Origin of the sequence: Curtobacterium sp. MCSS17_007 (assembly GCF_003234175.2) — a bacterium.
Lineage (GTDB): Bacteria > Actinomycetota > Actinomycetes > Actinomycetales > Microbacteriaceae > Curtobacterium.
In genome coordinates this window covers 143,963-167,943 of the sequence record NZ_CP126257.1, presented here as the reverse complement: position 1 = coordinate 167,943, position 23,981 = coordinate 143,963, and the positions used below count along the sequence as shown (strand labels likewise).

23 protein-coding genes and 1 tRNA gene are annotated in these 23,981 nt (G+C 70.5%); 14 read left to right on the top strand and 10 right to left on the bottom strand.

Annotated features, from left to right (window positions below; genetic code table 11):
* The first annotated feature begins 19 nt into the window (after positions 1-19).
* The 5 genes from DEJ22_RS00860 to DEJ22_RS00840 all read left to right on the top strand — a co-directional run bounded on the left by DEJ22_RS00860 (position 20) and on the right by DEJ22_RS00840 (position 5,528).
* Positions 20-808, top strand: coding sequence for a DeoR/GlpR family DNA-binding transcription regulator (locus DEJ22_RS00860; protein ID WP_111227972.1), 789 nt, complete (start codon positions 20-22; stop codon positions 806-808).
* Between the two features lie 195 nt (positions 809-1,003).
* A complete protein-coding gene (locus tag DEJ22_RS00855) occupies positions 1,004-2,245 on the top strand; it encodes a Gfo/Idh/MocA family protein (RefSeq protein ID WP_111227971.1) in 1,242 nt (413 codons plus the stop codon).
* Positions 2,242-3,555, top strand: coding sequence for an ABC transporter substrate-binding protein (locus DEJ22_RS00850; protein ID WP_111227970.1), 1,314 nt, complete (start codon positions 2,242-2,244; stop codon positions 3,553-3,555). Before DEJ22_RS00855 ends, DEJ22_RS00850 begins: the two co-directional genes overlap by 4 nt.
* 114 nt (positions 3,556-3,669) lie before the next feature.
* Positions 3,670-4,623 carry a carbohydrate ABC transporter permease gene (locus DEJ22_RS00845; protein WP_258379700.1) on the top strand — a complete coding sequence of 318 codons (954 nt, stop codon included), beginning with the start codon at positions 3,670-3,672 and terminating at the stop codon, positions 4,621-4,623.
* Positions 4,620-5,528, top strand: coding sequence for a carbohydrate ABC transporter permease (locus tag DEJ22_RS00840; RefSeq protein ID WP_258379699.1), 909 nt, complete (start codon positions 4,620-4,622; stop codon positions 5,526-5,528). The genes DEJ22_RS00845 and DEJ22_RS00840 overlap by 4 nt, the downstream gene beginning before the upstream one ends.
* 184 nt (positions 5,529-5,712) lie before the next feature.
* Here the strand turns inward: DEJ22_RS00840 and DEJ22_RS00835 are convergent, their stop codons facing one another.
* The 5 genes from DEJ22_RS00835 to DEJ22_RS00815 form a co-directional block, all read right to left on the bottom strand.
* Complete coding sequence (locus DEJ22_RS00835; RefSeq protein WP_111227969.1) at positions 5,713-6,615, bottom strand: carbohydrate ABC transporter permease; 903 nt, start codon at positions 6,613-6,615, stop codon at positions 5,713-5,715.
* Positions 6,612-7,562, bottom strand: a complete 951-nt coding sequence (locus DEJ22_RS00830; RefSeq protein WP_258379698.1) for a carbohydrate ABC transporter permease — start codon at positions 7,560-7,562, stop codon at positions 6,612-6,614. Before DEJ22_RS00830 ends, DEJ22_RS00835 begins: the two co-directional genes overlap by 4 nt.
* A gap of 9 nt (positions 7,563-7,571) precedes the next feature.
* Positions 7,572-8,915, bottom strand: a complete 1,344-nt coding sequence (locus DEJ22_RS00825; RefSeq protein ID WP_258379697.1) for an extracellular solute-binding protein — start codon at positions 8,913-8,915, stop codon at positions 7,572-7,574.
* Positions 8,916-8,962: 47 nt separating this feature from the next.
* On the bottom strand, positions 8,963-10,324 hold the full coding sequence (gene melA, locus DEJ22_RS00820; protein WP_111227968.1) for an alpha-galactosidase: 1,362 nt from the start codon (positions 10,322-10,324) through the stop codon (positions 8,963-8,965).
* Between the two features lie 180 nt (positions 10,325-10,504).
* The gene (locus tag DEJ22_RS00815; protein WP_111227967.1) at positions 10,505-11,293 is read right to left on the bottom strand and encodes a DeoR/GlpR family DNA-binding transcription regulator; all 789 of its coding nucleotides are present in this window, start codon (positions 11,291-11,293) and stop codon (positions 10,505-10,507) included.
* 158 nt (positions 11,294-11,451) lie between these two features.
* On the opposite strand from DEJ22_RS00815, the gene DEJ22_RS00810 reads away from it, so the two are divergent.
* From DEJ22_RS00810 to DEJ22_RS00790, 5 genes are read left to right on the top strand one after another with little or no spacing between them, the layout of a single operon-like run.
* Complete coding sequence (locus DEJ22_RS00810) at positions 11,452-12,783, top strand: D-tagatose-bisphosphate aldolase, class II, non-catalytic subunit (RefSeq protein WP_111227966.1); 1,332 nt, start codon at positions 11,452-11,454, stop codon at positions 12,781-12,783.
* Positions 12,780-13,913 carry an SIS domain-containing protein gene (locus DEJ22_RS00805; RefSeq protein WP_111227965.1) on the top strand — a complete coding sequence of 378 codons (1,134 nt, stop codon included), beginning with the start codon at positions 12,780-12,782 and terminating at the stop codon, positions 13,911-13,913. Before DEJ22_RS00810 ends, DEJ22_RS00805 begins: the two co-directional genes overlap by 4 nt.
* Positions 13,910-14,893, top strand: a complete 984-nt coding sequence (locus tag DEJ22_RS00800) for an N-acetylglucosamine kinase (RefSeq protein WP_111227964.1) — start codon at positions 13,910-13,912, stop codon at positions 14,891-14,893. Before DEJ22_RS00805 ends, DEJ22_RS00800 begins: the two co-directional genes overlap by 4 nt.
* Positions 14,890-15,840, top strand: coding sequence for a DMT family transporter (locus DEJ22_RS00795; RefSeq protein WP_111227963.1), 951 nt, complete (start codon positions 14,890-14,892; stop codon positions 15,838-15,840). Before DEJ22_RS00800 ends, DEJ22_RS00795 begins: the two co-directional genes overlap by 4 nt.
* A gap of 13 nt (positions 15,841-15,853) precedes the next feature.
* A complete protein-coding gene (locus DEJ22_RS00790; protein ID WP_111228041.1) occupies positions 15,854-17,359 on the top strand; it encodes a glycoside hydrolase family 36 protein in 1,506 nt (501 codons plus the stop codon).
* 114 nt (positions 17,360-17,473) lie between these two features.
* Here the strand turns inward: DEJ22_RS00790 and DEJ22_RS00785 are convergent, their stop codons facing one another.
* Positions 17,474-18,415 carry an NADP-dependent oxidoreductase gene (locus DEJ22_RS00785; protein WP_111228040.1) on the bottom strand — a complete coding sequence of 314 codons (942 nt, stop codon included), beginning with the start codon at positions 18,413-18,415 and terminating at the stop codon, positions 17,474-17,476.
* 169 nt (positions 18,416-18,584) lie between these two features.
* Here DEJ22_RS00785 and DEJ22_RS00780 point away from each other — a divergent pair, with 169 nt between their 5' ends.
* On the top strand, positions 18,585-18,917 hold the full coding sequence (locus DEJ22_RS00780; protein WP_258379696.1) for a MarR family transcriptional regulator: 333 nt from the start codon (positions 18,585-18,587) through the stop codon (positions 18,915-18,917).
* Positions 18,918-19,001: 84 nt separating this feature from the next.
* On the opposite strand, the gene DEJ22_RS00775 is transcribed toward DEJ22_RS00780, so the two are convergent.
* The gene (locus tag DEJ22_RS00775) at positions 19,002-19,307 is read right to left on the bottom strand and encodes a hypothetical protein (RefSeq protein WP_111227961.1); all 306 of its coding nucleotides are present in this window, start codon (positions 19,305-19,307) and stop codon (positions 19,002-19,004) included.
* Positions 19,308-19,709: 402 nt separating this feature from the next.
* Here DEJ22_RS00775 and DEJ22_RS00770 point away from each other — a divergent pair, with 402 nt between their 5' ends.
* A complete protein-coding gene (locus DEJ22_RS00770; RefSeq protein WP_258379695.1) occupies positions 19,710-20,450 on the top strand; it encodes an MmyB family transcriptional regulator in 741 nt (246 codons plus the stop codon).
* Positions 20,451-20,504: 54 nt separating this feature from the next.
* Here DEJ22_RS00770 and DEJ22_RS00765 read toward each other — a convergent pair whose 3' ends face one another.
* Positions 20,505-20,831: an acyltransferase family protein gene (locus DEJ22_RS00765; protein ID WP_258379694.1), complete on the bottom strand. Its 327-nt coding sequence runs from the start codon at positions 20,829-20,831 to the stop codon at positions 20,505-20,507.
* Here DEJ22_RS00765 and DEJ22_RS15805 point away from each other — a divergent pair.
* Positions 20,824-21,231, top strand: a complete 408-nt coding sequence (locus DEJ22_RS15805) for an alpha-amylase family glycosyl hydrolase (protein WP_111228039.1) — start codon at positions 20,824-20,826, stop codon at positions 21,229-21,231. The two genes, DEJ22_RS00765 and DEJ22_RS15805, sit on opposite strands and share 8 nt — an antisense overlap.
* A gap of 142 nt (positions 21,232-21,373) precedes the next feature.
* Here the strand turns inward: DEJ22_RS15805 and DEJ22_RS00760 are convergent, their stop codons facing one another.
* Complete coding sequence (locus DEJ22_RS00760; protein ID WP_284174743.1) at positions 21,374-22,225, bottom strand: M15 family metallopeptidase; 852 nt, start codon at positions 22,223-22,225, stop codon at positions 21,374-21,376.
* 506 nt (positions 22,226-22,731) lie between these two features.
* Positions 22,732-22,821: transfer RNA gene (locus DEJ22_RS00755), tRNA-Ser, on the bottom strand.
* Between the two features lie 140 nt (positions 22,822-22,961).
* On the opposite strand from DEJ22_RS00755, the gene DEJ22_RS00750 reads away from it, so the two are divergent.
* On the top strand, positions 22,962-23,981 hold the full coding sequence (locus DEJ22_RS00750) for an SGNH/GDSL hydrolase family protein (RefSeq protein WP_111227959.1): 1,020 nt from the start codon (positions 22,962-22,964) through the stop codon (positions 23,979-23,981).

The following is a 23,981-nucleotide window of genomic DNA, read 5'->3' as shown; positions in this document are numbered from 1 at the left end:
TCGCCCGTAGGATGACGCCATGACCCCGCAGCAGAGGCTCAACGCGCTCCTCGAGCTCGTGAGCGATCGCGGGAACGTCTCCATCGCCGAGATCGGTGAGGCCCTCGGGATCTCCGCAGCGACCGCACGGCGCGACCTCGCGACCCTGGCCGACCAGCGGCTCGTCACGCGGACGCACGGTGGAGCCGCTGCGCTCGGGGCCGGGTACGAGCTGCCGCTGCAGTACAAGATCGCCCGCCAGGCCGAGGCGAAGACCACCATCGCCCGGGCGACCGCCGCGCTCGTCTCGCCGGGTGACACGGTCGGCCTGAACGGCGGGACGACGACGACCGAGGTCGCCCGGGAACTCGGCAAGAGCGAGCGCTTCATCCGTTCCGACGGCGAGTGGGGCATCACCATCGTCACGAACGCGCTGAACATCGGCTACGAGCTGTCCGTCCGCGCCAACGTCAAGATCGTCGTGACGGGCGGTGTGGCCCGGCGGCAGTCGTACGAGCTCATCGGCCCGACGGTCCGGGACACGCTCGACGGCTTCGCCCTCGACGTCGTCGTGCTCGGTGTCGACGGCCTGACCGGCCAGTACGGCGCGACGACGATGCACGAGGGCGAGGCCGAGGTCAGCCGGCAGTTCGCGTCGGTCGGCCGCCGGGTCGTGGTGGTCGCCGACTCGACGAAGATCGAGCGCGCCACCTTCGCGCGCATCTGCCCGCTCGAGCGCATCGACGTGCTCGTCACGGACCAGCCGGTACCGGCCCCGTTCGCCGCGGAACTGGCGTCCGCCGGCGTCGAGCTCGTCGTCGCGAACTGACCCGACCGAGCGGGCCCGCGCGGCCGCCCGGACGCGTGCGCAGCTGTCTGCGACCTCGTCGCACTCGTCGCCCGCCGCACGTTGCCGACATGTAACAACGTCGGACGCACGCTTCCGTGATCGAGCCATGCGTGCTTATTGTGCACTCATGATCGATTTGGCATCATTGCCGTCACAATCACGCAAGGGAGCGAGATGACCACCACGAGCACACGCCTGCTCCGGGTCGGCGTCGTCGGCATCGGACAGCGCTCGGCCATCGCTGACCACGTGGCCGCCGCGGGCCTGGACGCCGACGGGGTGGACGCCCGGATCACGGCCGCCGTCGACACCACACCCGCCGGACGCGACCGGGCCGCCGCGCACTGGCCAGGGGCCGAGGTGGTGGCCGACCACCGAACCCTGATCGGCACGGACGGCGATCCGAACCTGGTGGACGCGGCGATCGTCACCACCCCGGACTGGACCCACGCCCAGATCGCGATCGACCTGCTCCGCGCCGGCATCGCCGTCTACCTCGAGAAGCCCCTGGCGATCACCGTCGAGGACGCCGACGCCGTCCTGAACACCGCCGCCGAGACCGGCACACCGCTGTACGTCGGCCACAACTTCCGCCACGCAGCCGTCGTCCGCCTCATGCGCGAGGTGATCGCCCGCGGGGAGATCGGCGAGGTCAAGGCCGTCTGGGTCCGCCACTTCGTCGGCAACGGCGGCGACTACTACTTCAAGGACTGGCACGCCGACCGCAGCCGCGTGAACTCGCTCCTGCTGCAGAAGGCGAGCCACGACCTCGACGTCGTGCACGCCCTCGCCGGCGCGTACACCAGCCGTGTCGTCGGGATGGGGTCGCTCTCGGTCTACGGCGACGTCACCGACCGGCGCGACCGCAGTGACGAGCTCATGACCGACTGGTTCTCGTTCGACAACTGGCCGCCCGCCGAGCAGACCGGCCTCAACCCGGTCGTCGACGTCGAGGACGTCTCGATGGTGATGATGACGCTCGAGAACGGCGTGCAGGCCAGCTACGAGCAGTGCCACTTCACGCCCGACTACTGGCGGAACTACACCGTGATCGGCACCCACGGCCGACTCGAGAACGTCGGGGACACCGGCGGCGGTGTCGTCAAGGTGTGGAACCAGCGCCGCAACTGGGACGTCGCCGGTGACGTGGAGTACCCGATCGACGGCGTCGAGGACGGCCACGCCGACGCCGACCTCCTCACCATGACCGAGTTCCTGCGCTCCGTCGCCCTCGGTGAGCCGACGACCCTGTCCCCGATCGCGGCACGTGCCGCGGTCGCCGCGGGAGCGCTCGCCACGCGTTCCCTGCGGGGCGGCTCCGTCCCGCTCGACGTGCCGCCCCTCCCCGAAGCCACCATCCGTCACTTCACGGCCACAGCCGGCCACGACGACCCCTCCGGAAGGAACACCCGATGACCCTCCCCTCCCCCCGTCACGGCCGCGGTCGCCGCCGTGTCCTGCTCGGCCTCGCTGCCGCGGTCAGCGCCGTCACACTCCTCGCGGGGTGCAGCAGCGCGTCCTCCGCCGGCTCCGACTCCGGGACGGGCACGGTCGCGAAGGACACGAAGGCCGACCTGACCTACGCCGTCTGGGACCAGAACCAGGCCGACGCGATCAAGGCGAACATCAAGGGCTTCAACGAGGAGTACCCGGACATCCGGGTCAACGTGGACGTGACGCCCTTCGCCAACTACTTCACGAAGCTGCAGACGCAGGGTTCCAGCAACACCCTCCCCGACCTGTTCTGGATGAACGGCCCGAACTTCCAGCTCTACGCGGCCAACGGCAAGCTCGCGCCGATCACCGGCGCGGTCGAGTCGGGCGCGATCGACCCGTCGAAGTACTCGAAGGCGCTCGACGACCTGTACACCTACGACGGCACGCAGTACGGCGTGCCGAAGGACTTCGACACCATCGGCGTCTGGGTGAACAAGGCGCTGTTCGAGAAGGCCGGCGTGCCGCTGCCGTCGAAGGACTGGACCTGGCAGGACTTCCAGGACACCGCAGCCGAACTGTCGCAGAAGCTGCAGGGCGACGGTGCGTACGGCGCCGCCGGTGGTATGGACGGACAGACCACCTACTACGACACGATCTTCCAGGCCGGCGGCTCCGTCGTCGACGACGGGAAGTCGGAGTACGACACGAAGGCCGCCCAGGACGGCATCCGGTTCTGGACCGACCTGATCGACTCCGGCGCCTCGCCGACGATCAAGCAGCTGACCGACACCACGGCGGACCAGTGGTTCACCTCCGGCAAGCTCGCGATGTACCAGGGCGGCAGCTGGTTCCGGTCGGCCCTCATCGGCACCGACATGGAGCAGGACGTCGTCGTCTACCCGCTGCCGAAGGGCAAGGAGCAGGCAACCGTGATCCACGGTGTCTCGAACGTCGTCGCGGCCGGGTCGAAGAACAAGGCGGCCGCCCAGGCGTTGCAGGCGTACCTGGCGAGCGGGCCGGCCCAGCAGCAGCAGGGCGACATGGGTGCGGTCATCCCGGCCTACGAGGGCACGCAGGACGCCTTCACGAAGACCATGCCCGACGCCGACCTGCAGGTCTTCCTCGACGCGGTCGACTACGCGAAGCCGTTGCCGGTGTCGAAGAACACCGCCGCGTGGAACACCCTCGAGACGAACCTGCTGCCGAGCGCCTTCGACGGGTCGCGACCCGTCGACCAGGTGACCGCACAGCTGGCGAAGGAGATGGACGCCGCGCTCGCCAAGGAGTGACCGTCGCGCCGATCGGCCGGGTCCGCCCGGCCGATCGGCGCTGTCCGTCCCACCGGACACCCGCACCCGCACCCGCACCCCTCGATCCGCCCGCCCCGGCGTAGGAGCGACCCGATGACCACCACCACCCGGCAGACGAGGGCGACCCGCCCGCCGTCCCGACCCCACCACGACGAGCGGCCCAGGCCGACCCGTGCCCACCGCACGGACGGCATCTGGCCGTGGCTGTTCGTGCTCCCGCTGCTGATCGGCGTCGGCACGTTCTTCATCTGGCCGATCCTGCAGACCTTCTGGTACTCGTTCACGAGCTGGGGCGTCTTCGGCGGCGCCACCTTCACCGGACTCGCGAACTATGCTCGCCTGCTGACCGACCCGCAGCTGTACCAGTCGCTCGTCAACACGATCGTCTACACGGTGATCGTCCTGCTCGGCATCCCGATCGCGGTCTGGCTCGCCAGTCTGCTCAACACCCCGGGCCTGCGGTTCGCGCAGTTCTACCGCGTGCTCTTCTTCCTGCCCTACGTGGCCATGCCCGCCGCGATCGCCCTGGTCTGGCGGATCATGTTCAACGGCGACTTCGGCATCGTGAACTGGTTCCTCGGCCGCTTCGGCATCGACGGCCCGTACTGGATCTCGACCCCGGGCTTCGCGCTCGTCGCGGTGTCCCTCGTCGGCCTGTGGTCCTCGCTCGGGTTCTCGATGATCATCCTCGGCGCCGGACTCAAGGACATCCCGCCCGAGCTCTACGAGGCCGCCGAGCTCGACGGCGCGAGCCGCTGGCGCCAGTTCCGCTCGCTCACCGTGCCGCTGCTGACGCCGAGCATCTTCTTCGTGCTCGTGGTCACCACGATCTCGAGCTTCCAGCTGTTCGACCTGCTCTACGCCATCCTCGGCTCCACCAACCCGGTCATCCCGGAGACGATGTCCCTCGTCTTCTACTTCTACAACGCCGGGTTCATCGACAACGACAAGGGCTTCGCGGCTGCGATCGCGATGGTGATCTTCGTGCTCATCGGCATCATCACCGTCGTGCAGTTCCGGGTCCAGCGGAAGTGGGTCCAGTCATGACCGGCATCATCGACGCACGCGGCAGCAAGGTCGCGGCGGCCACGAGGGCGGCGGGCCGCACCCGCGTGCAGACCACGGCGCGGCCCGGCCGCCGGGGCGGCAGCCACTGGTGGATCCACGTGGTGCTCGGCATCGGCGGGTTCGTCATGGCGTTCCCGTTCCTGTGGCAGATCGTCATGGCGCTGTCCACGAACGCGCAGGTCACCTCGCCGACGCCCACCTTCTGGCCGAGCGAGCTGCAGTGGGGCAACTTCGCCCGGGTCTTCGAGCGGCTCCCCTTCCTCGACCAGCTCGCGACCTCGATCTGGGTGACCCTGATCCGCACCCTGGCGCAGATCGTGCTGTGCACGCTCGCCGGCTACGCGTTCGCCCGCATGCGGTTCCGTGGACGCGCGATCATCCTCGGCATCGTGCTGTCGATCCTGCTGGTGCCGTCGCAGGTCTACCTGATCTCGCAGTACCAGATCGTGCAGGGCCTCGGGTGGCTCGACACCCTGGCCGGCATCGTCGCGCCCGGCCTGTTCAGCGCCTTCGGCACGTTCCTGATGCGGACGGCGTTCCTCAACATGCCCGCCGAGCTCGAGGAGGCGGCGCGCATGGACGGCGCGAACCCGTTCCAGACCTTCTGGCGGATCATGCTGCCGCTCGCGCGTCCGTCCATCAGCGTGCTCGCGATCACGACGGTGCTGTGGTCGTGGAACGAGCTGCTCTGGCCGCTGGTGGTCTCCACCCGCGCCGAGGACATGCCGCTCGCCGCCGGGCTCGCGACGCTCTCCAGCGACCGCACGATCGACTACCCCCTGCTCATGGCGGCGAGCCTGATGGCGATGGCGCCGGTACTGGTCCTGTTCATCGTGCTGCAGCGGCGGGTGATCGACGGGCTCGCGTCCTCCGGCCTGAAGTGAGCGGTGGCCGACACGGCCACCGGACGACAGCGCCCCTCGGGATCCGAGGGGCGCTTCGTCGTACCGGTGGGACTCCCGGACGGGAGGCACGGTGCCGGGCCGCCCCGCGCCTCCGGACCGACCGCACGCACGACGGGAGGCACGGTGCCCGTGAGCACCGTGCCTCCCGTCCGCTGCGTCCCGCTCAGCCCTTCAAGCCGGCCGAGGCCATGGTCGCAACGAACTGCTTCTGCGCGACCAGGAAGAGCAGGATCAGCGGCAGCGTCGCGACCACGTTGCCGGCCATCAGCAGCGACCAGTCGGTCCGGCGCGCCCCCTGGAAGTTCGTCAGGCCGAGCTGCAGCGTGAAGGAGTCCGCGTCGTTGATCGCGACGAGCGGCCAGACCAGGTCGTTCCAGGACCCGAGCAGGGTGAAGATCGCGAGCGTCGCGAGCGCCGGTCGGGCGAGCGGCAGGACGATCCGGAAGAACACCTGCAGGCGGGTGCAGCCGTCGATCTGGCCGGCCTCCTCGAGCTCGGCGGGCAGGGACAGGAAGAACTGCCGCATCAGGAAGATGCCGAACGCCGACGCGAGCCACGGGACGATCGCCGCACCGAGGCTGTCCACGAGGTGCAGCCGGGCGAACATCACGTACGTGGGGATCATGAGGAGTTGCGACGGGATCATGATCGTCGCGAGGATCGCCAGGAACCCGAACGTCCGCCCCGGGAACCGCAGCCGCGCGAACCCGTAGCCGGCCAGCGAGCACAGGACGAGGTGCGAGACGATCGCCGACGCCGACACGATGACCGTGTTGAGGAGCCAGTGCAGGATGTCCGACTCGGCGAACAGGCGGGTGTAGCCCGACAGGGTGAACTGCGTCGGCAGGAACGACGGCGGGAACTTGTTGATCTCCGACGCCGGTTCGAGCGAGGTCAGGAACATCTCGACGAACGGCAACAGGAACAGGAGCGCCACCGGGGCGAGCAGGAGGTGCCAGGGGCTGAACGGCAGGCGGCGTCGACGACGGGACGCGGTCGGCGCTGAGGGAGCCGCGACGGCGCCCGGCCGGTTCGGGGTCTCGAGTACTCGGGTCTCCACGGTCATCGTGCCGCCTTCCTTCCGGCTCGGCGCTGCACGACCGTGACGATCACGGTCGCGGTGAGGGTGACGAAGAACATGCCGTAGGCGATGGCGGACCCGTACCCGAACTGCAGGTTCTGGAAGGCCGTCTTCCACAGGTAGTAGACGATCGTCTGGGTGGCGTCGAGGGGTCCACCGCGGGTGGTCGCGTAGACGAGGTCGAAGAGCTGCACGGCCTGCAGGGTCTGGTAGATGCCGACGAACGCGGTGACGGGAGCGAGCTGCGGCCAGACCACGCGCCAGAACGTCTGCCAGGTGTTCGCGCCGTCGATCCGCGCTGCCTCGAGCACGTCGCCGGGGACGTCCTGCAGCGCCGCGAGGTAGATGACGGTCGTGAAGGCCGCCTGCCCCCACAGGGACATGATGACGATCACGACCATCGCCTCGGAGCGGTCCTCGAGCCAGCCCTGCGGCGGGACGTGCAGCACGCGCAGGACGCTGTTCACGATGCCGAACTGTGGGCTGAAGAGGTACGTGGTCAGGATGCCGGTCGCCGCGGCGGACGCCACGAACGGCACGAAGATCGCCGTGCGGTACAGCCCGATGAACCGGATGCGCCGGTTCAGCGCGACGGCCAGGGCGAGGCCGAGCAGCAGGGACGCGGGGACGAACAGGACCGTGTAGAGCAGGGTGTGCACGGCGGCCGCGAGCGCACTCGCGTCGGTGGTCAGGTCCTGGTAGTTCTCGACGCCGGCGAAGGACGGCGGGCTGAAGCCGTCCCAGCGCTGGAACGACAGCACGAGCGCCCAGACGCCGGGGAAGACCGTGAGGCCGAGCACGATCGCCAAGGCCGGGGCGACGAAGCCCCAGCCGGCGACCCCTTCACGGGCTGCGGCGGACCGGCGTCGGCGCACGGGACGCGGCGGCTCGGTGTCGGTGGTCGGACGGGTGCGGGGTGCGGGAGTGGTCACGGGGGCCTCCTAGCCCTGACGGAGTGCCTTGTCGGCGGCGACGGTCGCCTGCCGGAGTGCCTCGGCCGGCTCGCCCTCGCCCTGCAGCACGCGGGCGACCGCGTCGCCGAACGCCTCCGACAGGCCGTTGTAGCCGGGCAGGGTCGGACGGACCTGCTCCGCGTTCGCCGAGTTCGCCTGGATGACGTCGAGCCCGGGCAGTGCGTCGACCTGCTCGCGGAAGGCCGGGCTGTCGGCCTCGCTCGACCGCAGCGGCAGGTTGCCGACCGCGACGTTGAACCGCTCGTCCTGCGCTGGCGAGGTCAGCCACTTCGTGAAGTCCTTCGCCCAGTACGCACGGTTCACGTCGTGGTTGTCGAACAGGGTCCACAGGTCGGGCCCGGACACCGTCTGATGGTCGCCGTCCGTCCCCGGGAGCCGCACCACCCCGTACGACGTGCCGGCGGTCTGCAGGGCGGAGAGCTCCCACGGGCCCGAGGTGATCATGCCGATGCGGTCGCTCTCGAACAGCTGCGCGAACTTCGTGTCCGTCTGGTCGAGGTAGACGCTCCGGTCCGTGACGGCCATCGACCGCATGAAGGTCAGCGCGTCGACGCCGGCCGTCGAGTCGAACGCCGCGTGCTCACCGTCCGCGGACAGGATCGAGCCGCCGTTCTGCCAGAGGTGGGGCCACATCTGCCACGTGGTCTCCTCGCTGCCGGACACCGAGTAGCCGTACCCGAAGGTCTGGCTGTCCCGGTCCGTCAGCGCCTTCGCCGCGCGGCGGAAGTCCGCCCAGTCCCAGTCCGCCGTCGGGTAGGGCTCGCCGGCGGCGTCGAAGACCGTCTTGTTGTAGAAGAGCGAGATGTTGTCGACGACCGCGGGGAAGCCGATCACCTTCCGCCCGGTCGGCTGCGCGGTCCCGCGGGCCGCCGGGGAGAACTCGTCCCAGTGGGTGTCGGGGTCCTCGGCCTCGGGGCGGAGGTCGAGCGTCCGCCCGGACCGTTCGAGCTGGCTCGCCCACGACCCGAAGGTGTACGAGATGTCCGGTGAGTCGTTGCCCGCGAACGAGGCCGCGAGCTTCTGGAGCAGCTCGTCGGTCGACGACGCCCCGGAGGACATGTCGATCGTCACGTTCGGGTGCGCGTCCTCGTACTCGTCGACGAGCCCCTGCAGGAGCTTCGCCGCCTGGTCGCTCTGCCCTGACCACATGGTGAGGTGGACCTGCGCGGTGGTGTCGAGCACGGTGGCGCCCTGCGGGGCGCAGCCGGTGAGGACCGTCGCGGCGACCGCGATCGCGACGGCGAGCGCCGCGCGTGCGGTGCTGGTGCGGCTGCTGGTGCGGGTCCTGGTGCGGGTCCTGGTGCGTGTCACTGCGGACTCCTTCGTCGTCAGTGGTGCGTCGTCGGCGGTCGGCCGGGTCAGATGCCGCGCGCGGGGACCGTCTCGCGGAGCGGCTCGGGCAACAGGTCGCCGTGGGCGACCACGAGGTCGTTGCACAGCTCCCAGATCTGCTCGGGCGTGAGCGTCGAGGACGCGTTCGGGTCCGTGAGCACCGCCTGCCGGATCGCGACGGGGTCACCGGTCCGCGCGGCGTGCACCGTGAGCTCGTTCACGGAGACGTACGACCGGTTCAGCGCGGCGGCCTGCACGGGGAGCGCCCCCATCGGGATCGGTGCGATGCCGCCGGCGCCGACCGTGGTCGGGACCTCGACGACGCAGCCCGCCGGCAGGTTGTCGATGAGCCCGGTGTTCGGCACGTTCGCGTGGATCTCGCGCTCGGTGCCGGTGACCAGCGAGTGGATGACCTGCGGCGCGTACTCCGACGCGCCCTCCTCGAGCTGCACGGGTCGCCCGGCCGCCAGGTCGCGCTCTGCCGCCTCGAACTCCGCGACGTTGTCCTCGGAGATGCCGATGTACTCGAGCGGGCGCAGGCGGAACCGGTCCACCTGCTCGGGCGAGCGGAGGAACCACGACAGGTACTCCGAGGAGTGCTCGCTCGTCTCGGTCGGGTAGAAGCCGATCCGCTTGTACATCTCGACGCGCACCCGGCGTTCGAGCTCCGGGTCCTGCCGGATGCGCTCGCGGAGCCGGGGGTAGAGGTCTTCTCCGTCGTGCGTCCACTCGAGCAGCCACGACTGGTGGTTGACGCCGGCCGCGCGGAACCGGGTCTGCTCGACGCCGAGGCCGACCAGCTCCGCGAGGTCGTGCGCCGTCCAGTAGACGCTGTGGCAGAGCCCGAGCGCGGTGATGTCCGGCGCGACGGTGTTCGCCCACCAGATGTTCATCGCCATCGGGTTCGTGTAGTTGAGCAGCACCGCGCCCGGGGCGACCTCGCGCATGTCCGCGGTGAGGTCGGTGAGGAACGGGAAGGTCCGGAGGGCGCGGAACACGCCGCCGACCCCCGTCGTGTCGCCGATCGTCTGGTGGAGGCCGTACCGCTCCGGGATCTCCAGGTCCGTCCGGGTCGCCGCGATCCCGCCGATCTGCACCATGTCGACGACGAAGTCCGCATCGGCGAGGGCGCGACGGCGGTCGGTGGTCGCCGTCACGCTGACCGGGCGCGCGAGGCGCTCGCTCACCTGGCGGGCGGTGGCCTCGGCGACGGCGAGGCGACGCTCGTCGACGTCGAACAGCCGGAGGTCCAGCTCCGGGAGGTCGTCGTAGCGGAGGAGGTCGGCGAGCAGCTGTCGGGTGAAGACGACGCTGCCGGCGCCGACGAACACGATGCGGGGAGCGCGCCCGGCGGCGAGTGCGACGGTGGGCCGCGAGGAGGGGAGCATGGCTCGTCCTGATCTCCGGGTGCCCCGCCTCGAGCTGATCTCTGGCGCCGTGGTGTCGGGCGGCTGTCCACCGCGGCCGACTGGGCTCCCCGGACGGGTTCACCGTAGGGGGAGCCCCGCACGAGCACCACGAGGCCCCCGGAAACGCGCATCGAGAGTGAGCGTTCAGGCGCACAGCGCTCAGGCGATGAGGACCTCGACCCCCGCTGCGGCGATCTGCTCGAGCGCCTCCCGCGGGGCGTGCTCGTCGGTCACCAGGACGGACACGTCGCCGATGTCGGCCATCCGCGCCATCGTCTGCCGTCCGACCTTCGACCCGTCGCACACCACGACCACCCGGTCGGCGTGCGTCACCATCACGCCGTTCGTGCGCGCCTCGGTGTCGTCGTGCGTGGTGACGCCACCCGCAGCGCTGATGCCGTCCGTGCCGAGGAACGCCGTCGTCACCTTGAAGGCGGAGAACGCCGCCTCGGCCAGGGGACCGACCGCCTCGAGCGAGGTGGCGCGGAGGGTCCCGCCGGTCAGGATCGTCTTCACCCGGGGGCTGCGCGAGACCTCGAGCGCGATGGTCACCGCGTTCGTGATGACGGTGAGTCCGTTCCGGTCGCCGAGCGCCCGCACGACCTCCTTCGTGGTGGTCCCCCCGCTGACCGCGACGGCCTGCCGTCCCGGGGGCAGGAGCCGCGCCGCGAGCCGACCGACCGCGCGCTTGGCGGCATCGGCCTCGGAGGCGCGCATCACGACGGGCAGCTCCGGGAGCGCACCGACGGCCTCGACCCGGCCGTAGCTGCGCAGGACGAGCCCGCGTGCCTCGAGCTCGCTGAGGTCGCGGCGCACCGTCGCCGCGGAGACACCGCAGGCACGGATCAGGTCGTCCGTGCTCGTCGACCCCTGCTCGCGCACCCGCTCGAGGATGTCCCGCATCCGGTCCCGCCGCTTCCGGCCGACGTCCGGGGTGTCGTTGTCCATGGAGCCATCATGCGCCAGAACGATCACTGCGAATGACCGGAGTGATCGTTACGGCAGCGGAACTGATCGGTCGTTGCCGACACTGAGACCGGACGCGGCGCCGGACGGTGCCGCGTCGGCAGCGCCGCCGACCGCGGCGCACGCACCAGGAGAACCACGTGAACCCCATCACTGCGCTCGTCGCTCGTCACCGTGCCGGATCCGGTGAGGGCATCTACTCGGTCTGCTCGGCGAACCCCTACGTGCTGCGGGCCTCGATGCGCCAGGCGCTCGAGGACGACGCTCCCCTGCTCGTCGAGGCGACCTCGAACCAGGTCGACCAGTTCGGCGGCTACACCGGCATGACCCCCGCGGACTTCCGTGCGGCGGTGCTCGACCTCGCCCGGGCCGAGGGCTTCCCGGCAGACCGGCTCGTCCTCGGCGGGGACCACCTCGGCCCGAACACGTGGCAGGACCGCCCGGCCGCCGACGCCATGCCGCTCGCCGTCGACCTCGTCCGCGCCTACGTCACCGCCGGCTACACGAAGATCCACCTCGACTGCAGCATGCCGCTGCAGGGCGAGACCGCTCCGCTGACCGACGACGTCGTCGCCGAGCGGGCCGCGGTGCTGCTCGCCGCCGCGGAGTCCGCCGCCGGGGACGCCGGGATCGACCGGGACGGCATCGTCTACGTGGTCGGCACCGAGGTCCCGACCCCCGGCGGGGCGAAGGAGACGCTCCACGACCTCGAACCGACCCCGGCGACCGCGGCCGTCGGGACGCTCGACGTGCACCGCGCCGCGTTCGAGCGGGCCGGACTCGCCGACGTGTGGCCGCGCGTCGTCGCCCTCGTCGTGCAGCCCGCGGTGGAGTTCGACCACCTGCAGGTCATCGACTACGTCCCCGAGGCCACGGCCGCCCTGCAGGAGGTCATCGAGGCGACGCCGGGTCTCGTGTACGAGGCGCACTCGACCGACTACCAGACGCCCGAGGCGCTCCGTGCCCTGGTCGACGACCACTGGGCGGTGCTCAAGGTCGGCCCCGGCCTGACCTTCGGGCTCCGCGAGGCGCTGTTCGCCCTCGACGCCCTCGAGTCGGAGCTCGTGCCCGACGGCACCGCGACCGACCTGCGCGGCGTCGTCGAGCGCCGGATGCTCGCGGAGCCGGGCCGGTGGGAGCGCTACTACGAGGGCGACGAGCACGAGCAGCGGATCGCCCGCACCTACAGCTACAGCGACCGCATGCGCTACTACTGGCCGGACCGGGAGATCACCGCCGCGACCGAGGCGCTCCTGCGCAGCCTCGACGAGGTCGGCATCCCGCTCCCGCTGCTGAGCCAGTACCTGCCCCTGCAGTACGAGCGGGTCCGCGAGGGCCTGCTGCCGAACCGCGCCGAGGACATCGTGCTCGACCGGGTCCGCGACGTCCTGCGCCCGTACGCCGCCGCCGTCGCCCCACGCGAGCGCGTCGCCGACGCGGTCGCCACCACCACCAGCAAGGAGTCCCTGTGACCACCTCCGCCCCCGTCCGCGCCGACGACACCGCGACCCACCGCGAGATCCTGCAGCAGCCCGACAGCTGGCAGCGCCTCGTCGCGTCGCTCGACGACCGCCGTGCCGAGCTCGACGCCTTCCTGCAGCCGCTGCTCGCCGACCCGGAGCTGCGCATCGTGCTCACCGGGGCCGGCACCTCGGCCTTCGTCGGGGACATCGCGAGCGTCGACCTGCGCCGCCACCTCGGCCGCCGCGTCGAGTCGATCGCCACGACCGACGTCGTCGCCGACCCGCACGGGTCGCTCGGCGACCCGGGCCGGGTGCTCCTGGTCTCCTTCGCCCGCTCGGGCAACAGCCCGGAGAGCGTCGCCGCGACCCGCGTCGTCGACGACGTCGCGCCCGGAACCCACCACCTGGTCGTCACGTGCGACCCCTCGGGCGCCCTCGCCCGCGAGCACCGGGCCGGAGACCGGTCGTTCGTCCTCGAGATGCCGCCGGAGACGAACGACACCGGCTTCGCGATGACGTCCAGCTTCTCGACGATGCTGCTGGCCGCGCTCCTGGCCTTCCGGCCGGAGCTCGTGGCCGGCACCGACGCACTGGTCGCGGCGGCGCGGACGATCGCCGGTCTGGAGGCACGGATCGCCTCGCTCGCGGAGGGCACCGAACGCGTCGTCTACCTGGGCAGCGGTGCGCTGCAGGGCCTGGCACGCGAGTCGGCACTGAAGCTGCTCGAGCTCACCGCCGGCGGGGTCGTCTCGTTCTTCGACACCCCGCTCGGGTTCCGGCACGGCCCGAAGGCCGTGGCGGATGCGCACACCCTGGTGGTCGTCTACGGCTCGGCGGACCCGTACACGGCGCGGTACGACGCGGACATCCTCCGCGAGCTGCGTGCGGACGGAGCCGTTCGGGTCGTCTCGGTCGGCGGCGACGCGGACGACGACCGCTCCTTCCCGCTCGACGACCTGGCTGGCCTCGACGACGCGCTGCGCAGTGTCGCCCTCGTCGGCTTCGCGCAGCTCCTGGCCCTCGCCACGTCGGTCGCGCACGGCTGCACGCCGGACAACCCGTTCCCGGGCGGCACGGTCAACCGCGTCGTCCAGGGCGTGACCATCCACGACCACCGCGAGGGAGTCGCGCGGCCATGACCGTCTTCCTCGGCATGGACGGCGGCGGCACCAAGACGGCGTTCCTGCTCACCGACGGCGAGGGAACCACGCTCGCCGAGTCGCGCCAGCCGTCCTGCTACTGGTTCGACGCCGGCACCGGACTCGTCGGCGACGTCGTCCGGGCGGGTGTCGAGGCGGTGACCGCGGCGGCCGGCATCACCCCGGCGGACATCACGTACGCGCACTTCGGCATCCCCGGACACGGGGAGTCCAGCCGCGACACCCCCGTGCTCGACGCCGTCCCCGCCGCGGTGCTCGGACACGACCGGTACTCCTGCGGCAACGACATGATCGGCGGCTGGGCCGGGTCCCTGGCCGGTCGGGACGGCGTGAACGTCATCGCCGGCACCGGCTCGATGGCCTACGGCGAGCGCGGCGGCAGCGTCCACCGCGTCGGCGGCTGGAGCGAGGTGTTCGGCGACGAGGGCTCCGCGTACTGGGTCGCCGTGCAGGGGCTCGCCGCCTTCTCGCGGATGGCGGACGGTCGGCTCCCCCGGGGGCCGCTGCACGCCCTCGTGCGCGAGCGCGTCGGGGTGACCGAGGACCTCGACCTGATCGGTGTCGTCATGGAGGAGTGGGGTGCGGACCGCGGCACGATCGCCGACCTGGCGAAGGTGGTCGTGGCGGCCGCCGAGGCCGGCGACGCGGCCGCTGCCGACGTGCTGCACCGTGCCGCGGCCGAACTCACGACCCTGGTCGTGACGACCGTCCGTGCGCTCGACTTCCCCGCCGACGAGACCGTCCCGGTGTCGTACTCAGGCGGGCTCTTCCGGGCGCCGCGGCTCCGCCGGGGGTTCGCCGCCGCCCTGCACGCCGAGGACCCGCACCTCGAGCTCGTCGGACCCCGCCACGACCCGACCGTCGGCAGCGTCCTGGTCGCGATGCGCCGGGCCGGAGCACCGATCCCCGAGCGGTTCGCAGCCGCGGGCGAGCCCGAGGTGACCGGGGTCCTGTCGTGAAGCGGAACAGCTGGATCCTCTACGCCGGCCTCCTGGTCCTGTTCTGGGGCGTCTGGGGTGCGTTCTCGGGAGCGCCGACCACGCTCTACGACTACCCGGACGAGATGGTCTACGTGATCTGGGCGCTCACCATGGTCGTCCCGACCGTGTTCGTGCTCCGCGGCCAGCGGTTCGACCGCCGCGGGGTGGCCGCGCGGTACGGGCTGCTCGTCGGCCTCACCGGTGCCGGTGGTCAGCTCCTGCTCTTCCAGGCGCTCACGCTCGGTCCCGCCTACCTGGTGTTCCCCATCGTCTCGGTCTCCCCCGCGGTGACGGTGCTCATGGCCGTCGGCCTGCTGCGCGAGCGGATCTCCCGGCTCGCGGTGCTCGGCCTCGCGGCCGTGCTCGTCGCGCTGGTGCTCTTCAGCGTCACCGGCGGATCGGGCGGCGGCCACGGGCCGTGGCTCGTCATCGCGATCGGCGTCTGCATCGCGTGGGGCGTCCAGGCCTTCTTCATGCGCAAGGCGGCCACGGTGGGGGTCAACGACGCGACCACCTTCACCTGGATGACGATCAGCGGACTCCTGCTGGTACCCGTCGCGATCCTGATGACGGGCGGTCTGCCACTCGACGCCCCGTGGCAGGCGAGCGCCCTCGCCGGCGGCACGCAGCTCCTCAACGCCGTCGGTGCGCTGTTCCTGGTGATGGCGCTGAGCCGGGGCAAGGCGTCCGTGGTCAGCCCGGTGACGAACGCCCTCGCACCCGTGCTGACGGTCATCGTGTCGCTGGTCGTCTACCAGACCCTGCCGTCGGTGGCCGGTGTGATCGCGATCGTGCTCGCGCTGGGCGGCTCGACGCTCATGGTCTACAGCGACGAGAAGCGCGGCGAGGCGCTCACCGACGCGGTCGAGGACCCTGCGGCAGCACGTCCGCGCGCGACGGCCGACCGCGGACCACAGCCCCGCTGACGAGGAGATGACCGTGCAGACCACCTTCGAGTTCGACGGCCTCCGGGTCCCCGCGAACGTCGCCGGTCCTCCCCGCAGGACCACGGACGGGTGGGTCGTCCCGGCGGGACCCGTCGCGCTGCTGCACCCGTTCGGTCCCACTGCCGAGTTCTACCGGCACGGCTGGAACTCGTGGAGCCCGAGCGGGTGGACGCGGCTCGACGGCGACACGATCGGGATCAAGGACCGCCCCGAACGCCTGCTGACCGCCGATGACGCTGCGAACGAGACCCCGCACGCGCACTCGGGCAGCGCGGTGGGCGCGGTGACCGGCCCGGACGGCGGCACGCTGCTGGTCGGGGCGCTCGGGCTCGGCACCCCGCGGGTCGGTGCGGACGGCAACGTCCTGTGGGCCAGGAGCGAGCACGACGACGCGGAGTGGTTCGTCACGTACGGCGCCGAGCAGGACGTCTTCGCCGCCTACACCGACCAGGTCGCCGAGCGGCTCGGTCGCCGGACCGCCCGTGCCGGCACGGTGTGGAGCAGCTGGTACTCCTACTACGAGGACATCACCGAAGAGCGGATCGCCCGTGCGGCGGCCGACCTCGAGGGGTACCCGGTCGACGTGTTCCAGATGGACGACGGGTGGGAGCCGGTCGTCGGCGACTGGACGGCGGGACCGGACTTCCCGAGCGGCATGGCCGCCACGGCGCGGACCATCGCGCGGCACGGTTTCCGCCCGGGGATCTGGCTCGCGCCGCTGATCGCGCTGCCCGGTTCGACGATCGCCACGGAGCGCCCCGACCTGCTGGTCGCCGGCGACGACGGCCGTCCGCTCGTCACCGGGCACAACTGGGGGTCCCACTACCACTCGCTCGACACGACGAACCCGGAGGTGCTCGACCACCTCCGCGGGGTGTTCGACCGGATCACCGCGGACGGCTACAGCTACCTGAAGCTCGACTTCATGTACGCCGGCGCCGTCGGCGGACACCGACACGTCGACCTGCCCCGCGAGCAGGTCTACCGGCGGGCAATCGAGCACGTCCGGGCCACCGTCGGCGACGACGTCTACCTGCTCGGGTGCGGCGTCCCGTTGATCCCCTCGGTCGGTGTGTTCGACGGCGCCCGCGTCGGCCCGGACGTCGCGCCGTTCTGGGACAACGCCGAGCGGGTGGGCGACCCGTCCGGCGAGGGCGCCCGCAACGCGCTGGTCTCCTCGGTCAACCGGGTGTGGATGCGGCGGCTGTACGAGGTGGACCCCGACTCGGTCTACTTCCGGAGCGAACGGAACCTGCTCGGGGCGGACGAGCGTCGAGCGCTGCAGGACACCGCGGCGGTGCTCGGGTTCCGGTCGACGTCCGACCCCGTCGACTGGCTCCGACCAGAGGAGCGGGCCGAGGCAGCCGACTGGCTCGGCGGGAGCGCGGTGGTCGAGCAGGTCGGCCGGTACGTCTTCCGTGTCGATGACCGATCGGTCGACCTCACCCCGTACGTCACCGGCGAGCGGGCGGTCGACGCGGCGTCGTTCATCGGCTGACCAGCCGTCAGGCGCTGCTGGCTGCGGCGTGCAGCGCCCGACCGGCGGCCGCCGTCGGGCCTCGTCAGGCGTCGTCGGGCCTCGTCAGGCGTCGTCGGGCCTCGTCTGGCCTCGTCAGGCCTCATCTCGGACGGCGACGACGACCTTCCCGGCGATCCGACCGGCCGCGCCCTCGGCGTGCAGTGCCGGGAGCTCCGCCAGCGGGACGCGCCGGGTGACCTCGACGGTCAGCTCGCCGGCGTCGACGAGGGCGACGAGCTCCGCCAGTCGCTCACGGTTCGGCAGGACGAAGACCGTCGCGGCGCGGACGCTCCGGGACGCGTCGTCCGGCGTCGCCATGAACGCCGTGGTGCTGACCACGGTGCCGCCGTCACGCACGGCGGCGACGAGCTCCCGGAAGCGCTCCGGCTCGACCGGCGCGAGGTTGAGCAGCACGTCGACCGGCTCGTTGAGCGCCGCCAGGACGTCGGTCGTGGTGTGGTCGACGACCTGCTGGGCGCCCGCGGCGCGCACCGCGTCGGCGCTCCGCGGGCTCGCGGTGGCGACCACCTGGACGCCGGCGCGGACGGCGAGCTGGACAGCGTACTTCCCGACCACGCCCCCGGCGCCGTTGATCAGCACGCGCTGGCCCGCCTCGAGGTGACCCTCGTCGAACAGTGCCTGCCACGCTGTCAGTGCCACGGACGGCAGGGCCGCCGCGTCGACGAGCGGGACGGTCGTCGGAGCGGTGACGAGTGCCTCCGCGGGTGTGACCACGTACTCGGCGGCGCCGCCGTCGCGCTCCATCGGCAGGAACCCGATCACTGCGTCGCCGACGCGTAGGCCTTCGACGCCCTCGCCCAGCGCGGCGACCGTGCCGAAGACGTCGTAACCGGGCACGTGCGGGAGCTGGACCGGGATCGGCAGGAAGCCACCGCGCATGCCGTTGTCCGCGGCGTTGTAGGCGGAGGCGGCGACCTGCACCAGGACTTCGCCCGCGGCCGGCTCGGGGCGCTCGACGTCCTCGATCCGCAGGACCTCCGGCCCGCCGACCTCGTGGAACCGGACTGCCTGCATCGTGTTCTCGTTCATGGTCTCCCCCTTCGTCGTTTGCTTCAAATTCGAAGCGATAATGCGACCATACACCTGCTTTGAATTCGAAGCAACAGGGAGGATCGGTCCATGACCCCTCCCCCCGTCGGCACTCACCGGGACGCAGCTCGGCGCCTACCTGTCGTTCACCGAGGTGGCGACCCTGCTGCGTCCAGCGGTCGAGCAGCAGCTCCGGGACGCCGACGAGCTCAGTTACGTGCAGTTCCAACTGCTGGCCCGGCTGGGCGATGCGCCGGACGGGCGGCTCCGGATGACCGACCTGGCGGACGGGGTCGTGTACAGCCGCAGCGGGCTGACCTACCAGGCGCAGGTGCTCGAACAGCGCGGACCCGTCACGCGGGGGCCGTCGCCCGACGACGATGCAGCGCAGCTCGCCGATGTCCTGGGGCGGATCAGCGGTCACCTGCGGCAGCACCCGCCGCGCTCGGCGGGACGGGGGCGGCGGAAGGGGGCCGCTTCCGCTTGAGCCCCTTCCGGTCGACGCCACCGCTGGAACGGCACGAGTCAATGCGGAGACCGGTGCGGATCCTGCCGCCCGCCTCGAACCGGATCAGGACGCCGCCCACTGGTTGAGCGGCCAGGACAGCACCAGCACCGTGACGATCGAGACGATCGCGACGAGTGGCAGCCACCAGAAGCTCAGGCCCTTCCTGCGACGGGCGAGTCCACCCCACAGCGGCAGCACGATGCTCGAACTCTCCGCGAGGACGAAGCTGACGTAGATCCCCTGTTGGACGGCCTGCGAACACGTCCCCGCTCCTCCGCAGGGCGTGTAGACCATCAGCGTGAACTGGTAGAGGAACCAGACGATGACCGCCGTGACGACCACCACGAGGTTCAGGAGACCGAAGGTCACGTCCTGCCACGGAGCGGCGGCCGTCTGGCCCCTTCGCGAGTTCACCGTCGACCCGTGTGCACACGGAAAGACTGTCGTCTGCCCGGGCGCCGCACCAGTCGGCCTTCTCGGGGACCCGCAGCGGATGACGAGCCGGGTTCGCGGCTGTGCCGGCGCCCTCTCACCAGAGGTCTTCCACCGCCGTCGAAGATCGCATCGGGACACCGGCTCCGCCGCCGGGCCAGAGGTAGATCCTGCACCACGGGAAGGAGAAGACGGCCGCCCCGTCGGGATCGGGGACGCTGATCCAGCGTGTACCCCGAAGGGGCCACATGAGAGCCCACAGACATCCCCGTCGGCCCGGTCTAGCGTGCTGGCGGGGCCTGCTGCAAGGGGGAGCAGGCAGGGAGATAGGTGAGAACGATGATGTTCAAGTACCGACGGCCGATGATCGCTCTGGCTGCAGCCGGAATCATCGCAGCCAGGATTGTGGGGGCAGGCGCAGCGCAGGCCACCGAAGCCAGCCCGACAGAGGAGACGGTCGAGCTGCACTTCACCGGCTTCGACGTCGCGCGAGCGGCGAAGAACGGGTACGACGTCCGCACCGACGCTTCAGGCTGGCAGTACGCAGTGCCCACCGGAACGCCGCTGGGTTCGACGGCGGGGGCCGGGTTCAAGTACTGGAACGCGCTCGGTCATTGCCTGGTGGCCGGCCACCTGGACTTCGACAGTCCCGAACGGACGAACGCCCGCCCGAACATGACGCGGATGCTGTTCCTCGACGCTCACACTCGGGAGCTCTACACCCGGTGGCAGGAGGAAGCGGTCCGTGCGGTGTCGTCGCTTCGGGTGCTCGGGGGGAAGAACCCGGAGGACGCCGAGCTGACTGCGCTCGTCGGCGAGCTGACGGTGAAGAGTCCCGATTTCGGGAAGCTGTGGGCGAAGCACCCGGTGGAGAACTGTGTCTCCGACGTGAAATCCTTCCGGCACCCGGAGGTCGGCGAGTTCGACCTGAACTTCGAAGTGCTCACACCACCCGACGACTCCGGTCACCGGGTGCTGATGTACACACCGGATGCGGGCTCCGCCGCGGCCGGGGCGCTCGAGCTCCTCGGCAGAGGTATCGAGGAACGGGTCACCAGCTTCATGCCCTCCACCAACTGACAAGACAGCAGAAGGCCCGACCGGTTTCCGGTCGGGCCTTCTGCGTACTGTGCCTCACATGGTGGGGGTCGCGGCGACCGGTTCGGGAACCGCTGCCACCTTCCGGCGTGGTCTGGCGAAGCGGTCCATCATCGGCTTCTTCACCAACGAGTAGAGCGCCCACCCGCCGAGGAGCGTCAGACCGAAGAACCCGACGATGTAGAGCAACGCCACCGGAGTGGTGAACGTGGCGTTGTGCATCATCTGCCGGACCCAGAAGATCACGACGCCTTGGCAGAGGCAGAACCCGAACGATGTGTCGCCGAGCCACTGCATCGGACGTGACTGCAGGAAGGTGCTCCGCCCCGCAGCGTCGCCGGCGGCGGCAGTTGCGATGAGCACCGCGATAGGTCGGCGACCTCGCTGGGTTGCGGAAGCGCCTCGACCACATCGTGGACCTTGCGTCGACGTCGCCTGCCTCTCCCCCGTCCACCGCTCCGCGCAGGCCGACGACGGCCACAACGTGTCCGACCACGAGGACATCGACCCGCGCTTCGGAACAATGGACGAGCTCGACGCCCTGCTCGCCAAGGTGTACCGCCGGGGGCATGCGGTTCGTCATGGCCTTCGTTCTCGACCACACCAGCGACCAGCGCCCGTGGTTCCCGCGGCACTCCGTTCCCGCACCTACCCGGAGCACGACTGGTACCACTGGCGCGACCCGGTCGACGGGCACGAGCCCGACGGGAGGCGCACAGCATCCGGCGGCTCGGCGTGGTCCTGGGCGGAGCCATCGAGTTAGCTCCACTGACGGACCCGATCGTCGCCGCGATCGCCGAGATGCCCGCCGGTGACCTGCCGGCCGCTCTGGCCCGCCCGACGGCAAGACCCCCACCAACATTCGCCGATCCTGGTGGGGGTCCTCGTCTCGACCGCGCGGCCGATTACTTCCCTTGGATACGCGCGATCAACTCGAGGCGGTTGTAGTTCGCGACGCGCGTCAGCACCTCGACGCTATCTCCTCCGGTGAACTCAATCGGCTCGCCGTACTGCTTCTTCAGGGCGGCGACGAGCGTGCCCAGGTTCGCGGAGACGCCGAAACGCGACTTCAACTCCGCGAGGAATGTGGCGTCGATCAGTTGCGAGGTGAACTCGCCGATGAGCCAGTAGCTGCCATTGCGTGTGATGAGCTTCATGTCAGTGAGGATCTCTTCCGGAATCGGTGTGGGTTCGGGTTCGGGCTGTGGGACGGGCACGTACGACTCGTCGTATTCGAAGTGCCAGGCTTCGGGCTTCCTGAAGGTGTCACCCCTCGGCTGCCAACCAAAGGCCGGACCAGTGGAGTTCATCCATGCTTTCTCGGGCGTGCCGTAGCTGTCGACGCGGCTGCCGAAGTCGATGGCGAGAGCCCATCCGTGGATGGACGTCCCAGGCACCGCCGCCTCAGGTCCGCCTGCCAGGTACTTGGCGTAAGCCACTTCTTGCCGCTCGTAGGAACGGTAGGCCTCCCCGATCACGAGCGGCTTCCCGAACGCTTCTTGGAACGCATTGTTCAGGGCTTGGTATGAAACGAGCGCATCTGACCGCAGATACTGATCGCCGTACCCGAGGTACGACACTCCTGCGAAGCTCATGGCTTCCGGGGGGATACGTCCGTTCGCGTACTCGCCCCATGCCCTGGACGCTGCGATGCGCGCTTCCTGCGGCGAGGAAGGTTCCGGCCGCAGGGGCATGAAGCCGTCTGCCGCGTACGCCCGGTCAGAGAGCGTGCCGACTGAGGCGCCGAGCGCCGCCACCGCAGCCAGGAGAAGCACGGATCGGCGGCTCGCTTCGCCTGGTGATGCCGCGGACCCACCTTCCTGAATGTCAAGAAATGGATTGGTCAACGTTCTCCCCTCGGTGAAGTCACGCCCCTCGCGCCTTCCCGAGCGGACTGACATTTCTACCGCCAGCTATGCCCTCCCCACTACGGGGGGGTGAGAGAGAACGACACGTCCGACCTGCGACGACACGAGGTCCGGTCGACGACGCAAGAAGCTATGGGACGAAGACGTCGACCGACCTGTACGCGGAGCAGCCGTGTGTTGATGCGGGTGGCTCGGACTCTCAGCACGGGCCCGGCGGGCGGGAGCGTTCACGAGGATCGCGGAACAGGGGTGCCGAGATCGGACGACCTCCGATCCTGCATGCGTTCAAGCAAGCGGCGTCTCCGCACGGGGCGCCCGGCGGAAGATCTGCACCAAAGATGCACCATAGCCGCTTCAGAAAACACGAAAACCCCCGCGTGAACGGGGGTTTTCTGTGGCGGTACCGGTGGGATTTGAACCCACGGTGGAGTTGCCCCCACACATGTTTTCGAGACATGCTCCTTAGGCCGCTCGGACACGGTACCGGGATCGAGTTTACACGATCCGGGAGGCGCTCCTGACCACCGCCCTCGGCTCCCCTCCACAGGCGGTGCTGTCCGCGCTCCTCTCCACCGACCAGGCACAACAGAGTCCCCGACGAGCCGGCCCGCGTACGGTCTCCGGCATGAAGACCCGCACCCTCGTCGCCCTGCTCACGTCCGTCATCGGCGGCCTCGCCGTGGTGGGTGGCGGCGCCTTCGGAGCTCGCGCGGGGATCCGGGGCCAACGCGCCGCGTCCCAGCGGGTGGTCGACATGCTCCCCGTGCACGCCGACTGGTGGCGGGAGCGCCTGCAGCACGAGGGGCAGCTCACCTACCTGGCGATCGGCGACTCAGCGGCACAGGGCGTCGGCGCGACCGCTCCGGGGCGCGGGTACGTCGGACTCCTCGCCCGCCGCATCCGGCACCGGTCCCGCATGTCCGTCCGCGTCGTGAACCTCAGCGTGTCCGGTGCGACGACCTGGGGTGCGAAGAAGGATCAACTCCCGAAGCTGCGCAACTACACGCCCGACGTCTGCACGGTGTCGATCGGGGCGAACGACATCGCCGACTTCCACCCGGACAAGTTCGAGCGGAACATCCGTGAGATCTACAGCGCGGTGCCGTCACACGCCATCGTCGCCGAGCTGCCGTGCATGTTCGTGCCGGACCGGGAGCGCAGGGTGGCGGTGGCGAACGAGATCGTGCACCGGATCGCCGACGAGCTCGGCCTGACGGTGGCGCCACTGCACGTCATCACGAAGCGGGTCGGCCTTCGTCGGACGTTCTTCAACAGCTACGGCGACCTGTTCCACCCGAACGACCGCGGCTACGAGATCTGGGCGAGTGCGTTCGAGCCCGCGGTGGACGCCCGGGTCGACTCCGTCGCGGCGATCCGGCACTACCTGTCAGCGCGTGAGGCCGAGGACCTCGGGCGCGAGGCCGGAGCGGTCGCGAGCGCCCGTGCCGAACAGGACACCGAGCACGCTGCCGAACTCGACCACGGCGAGCGCCCGGGTCGCGTGGAGCGCCTGCGACAGCGGATGACGGGCGGCATCCCGTTGCCGAACGAACGGGATCGTGCACGCGAGCACGACCGAGCCCGCGAACACGACCAGGACGATGAGCGTGAGCCGCGGTCCGGTGATGTCGGCGGAGCGGCCTAG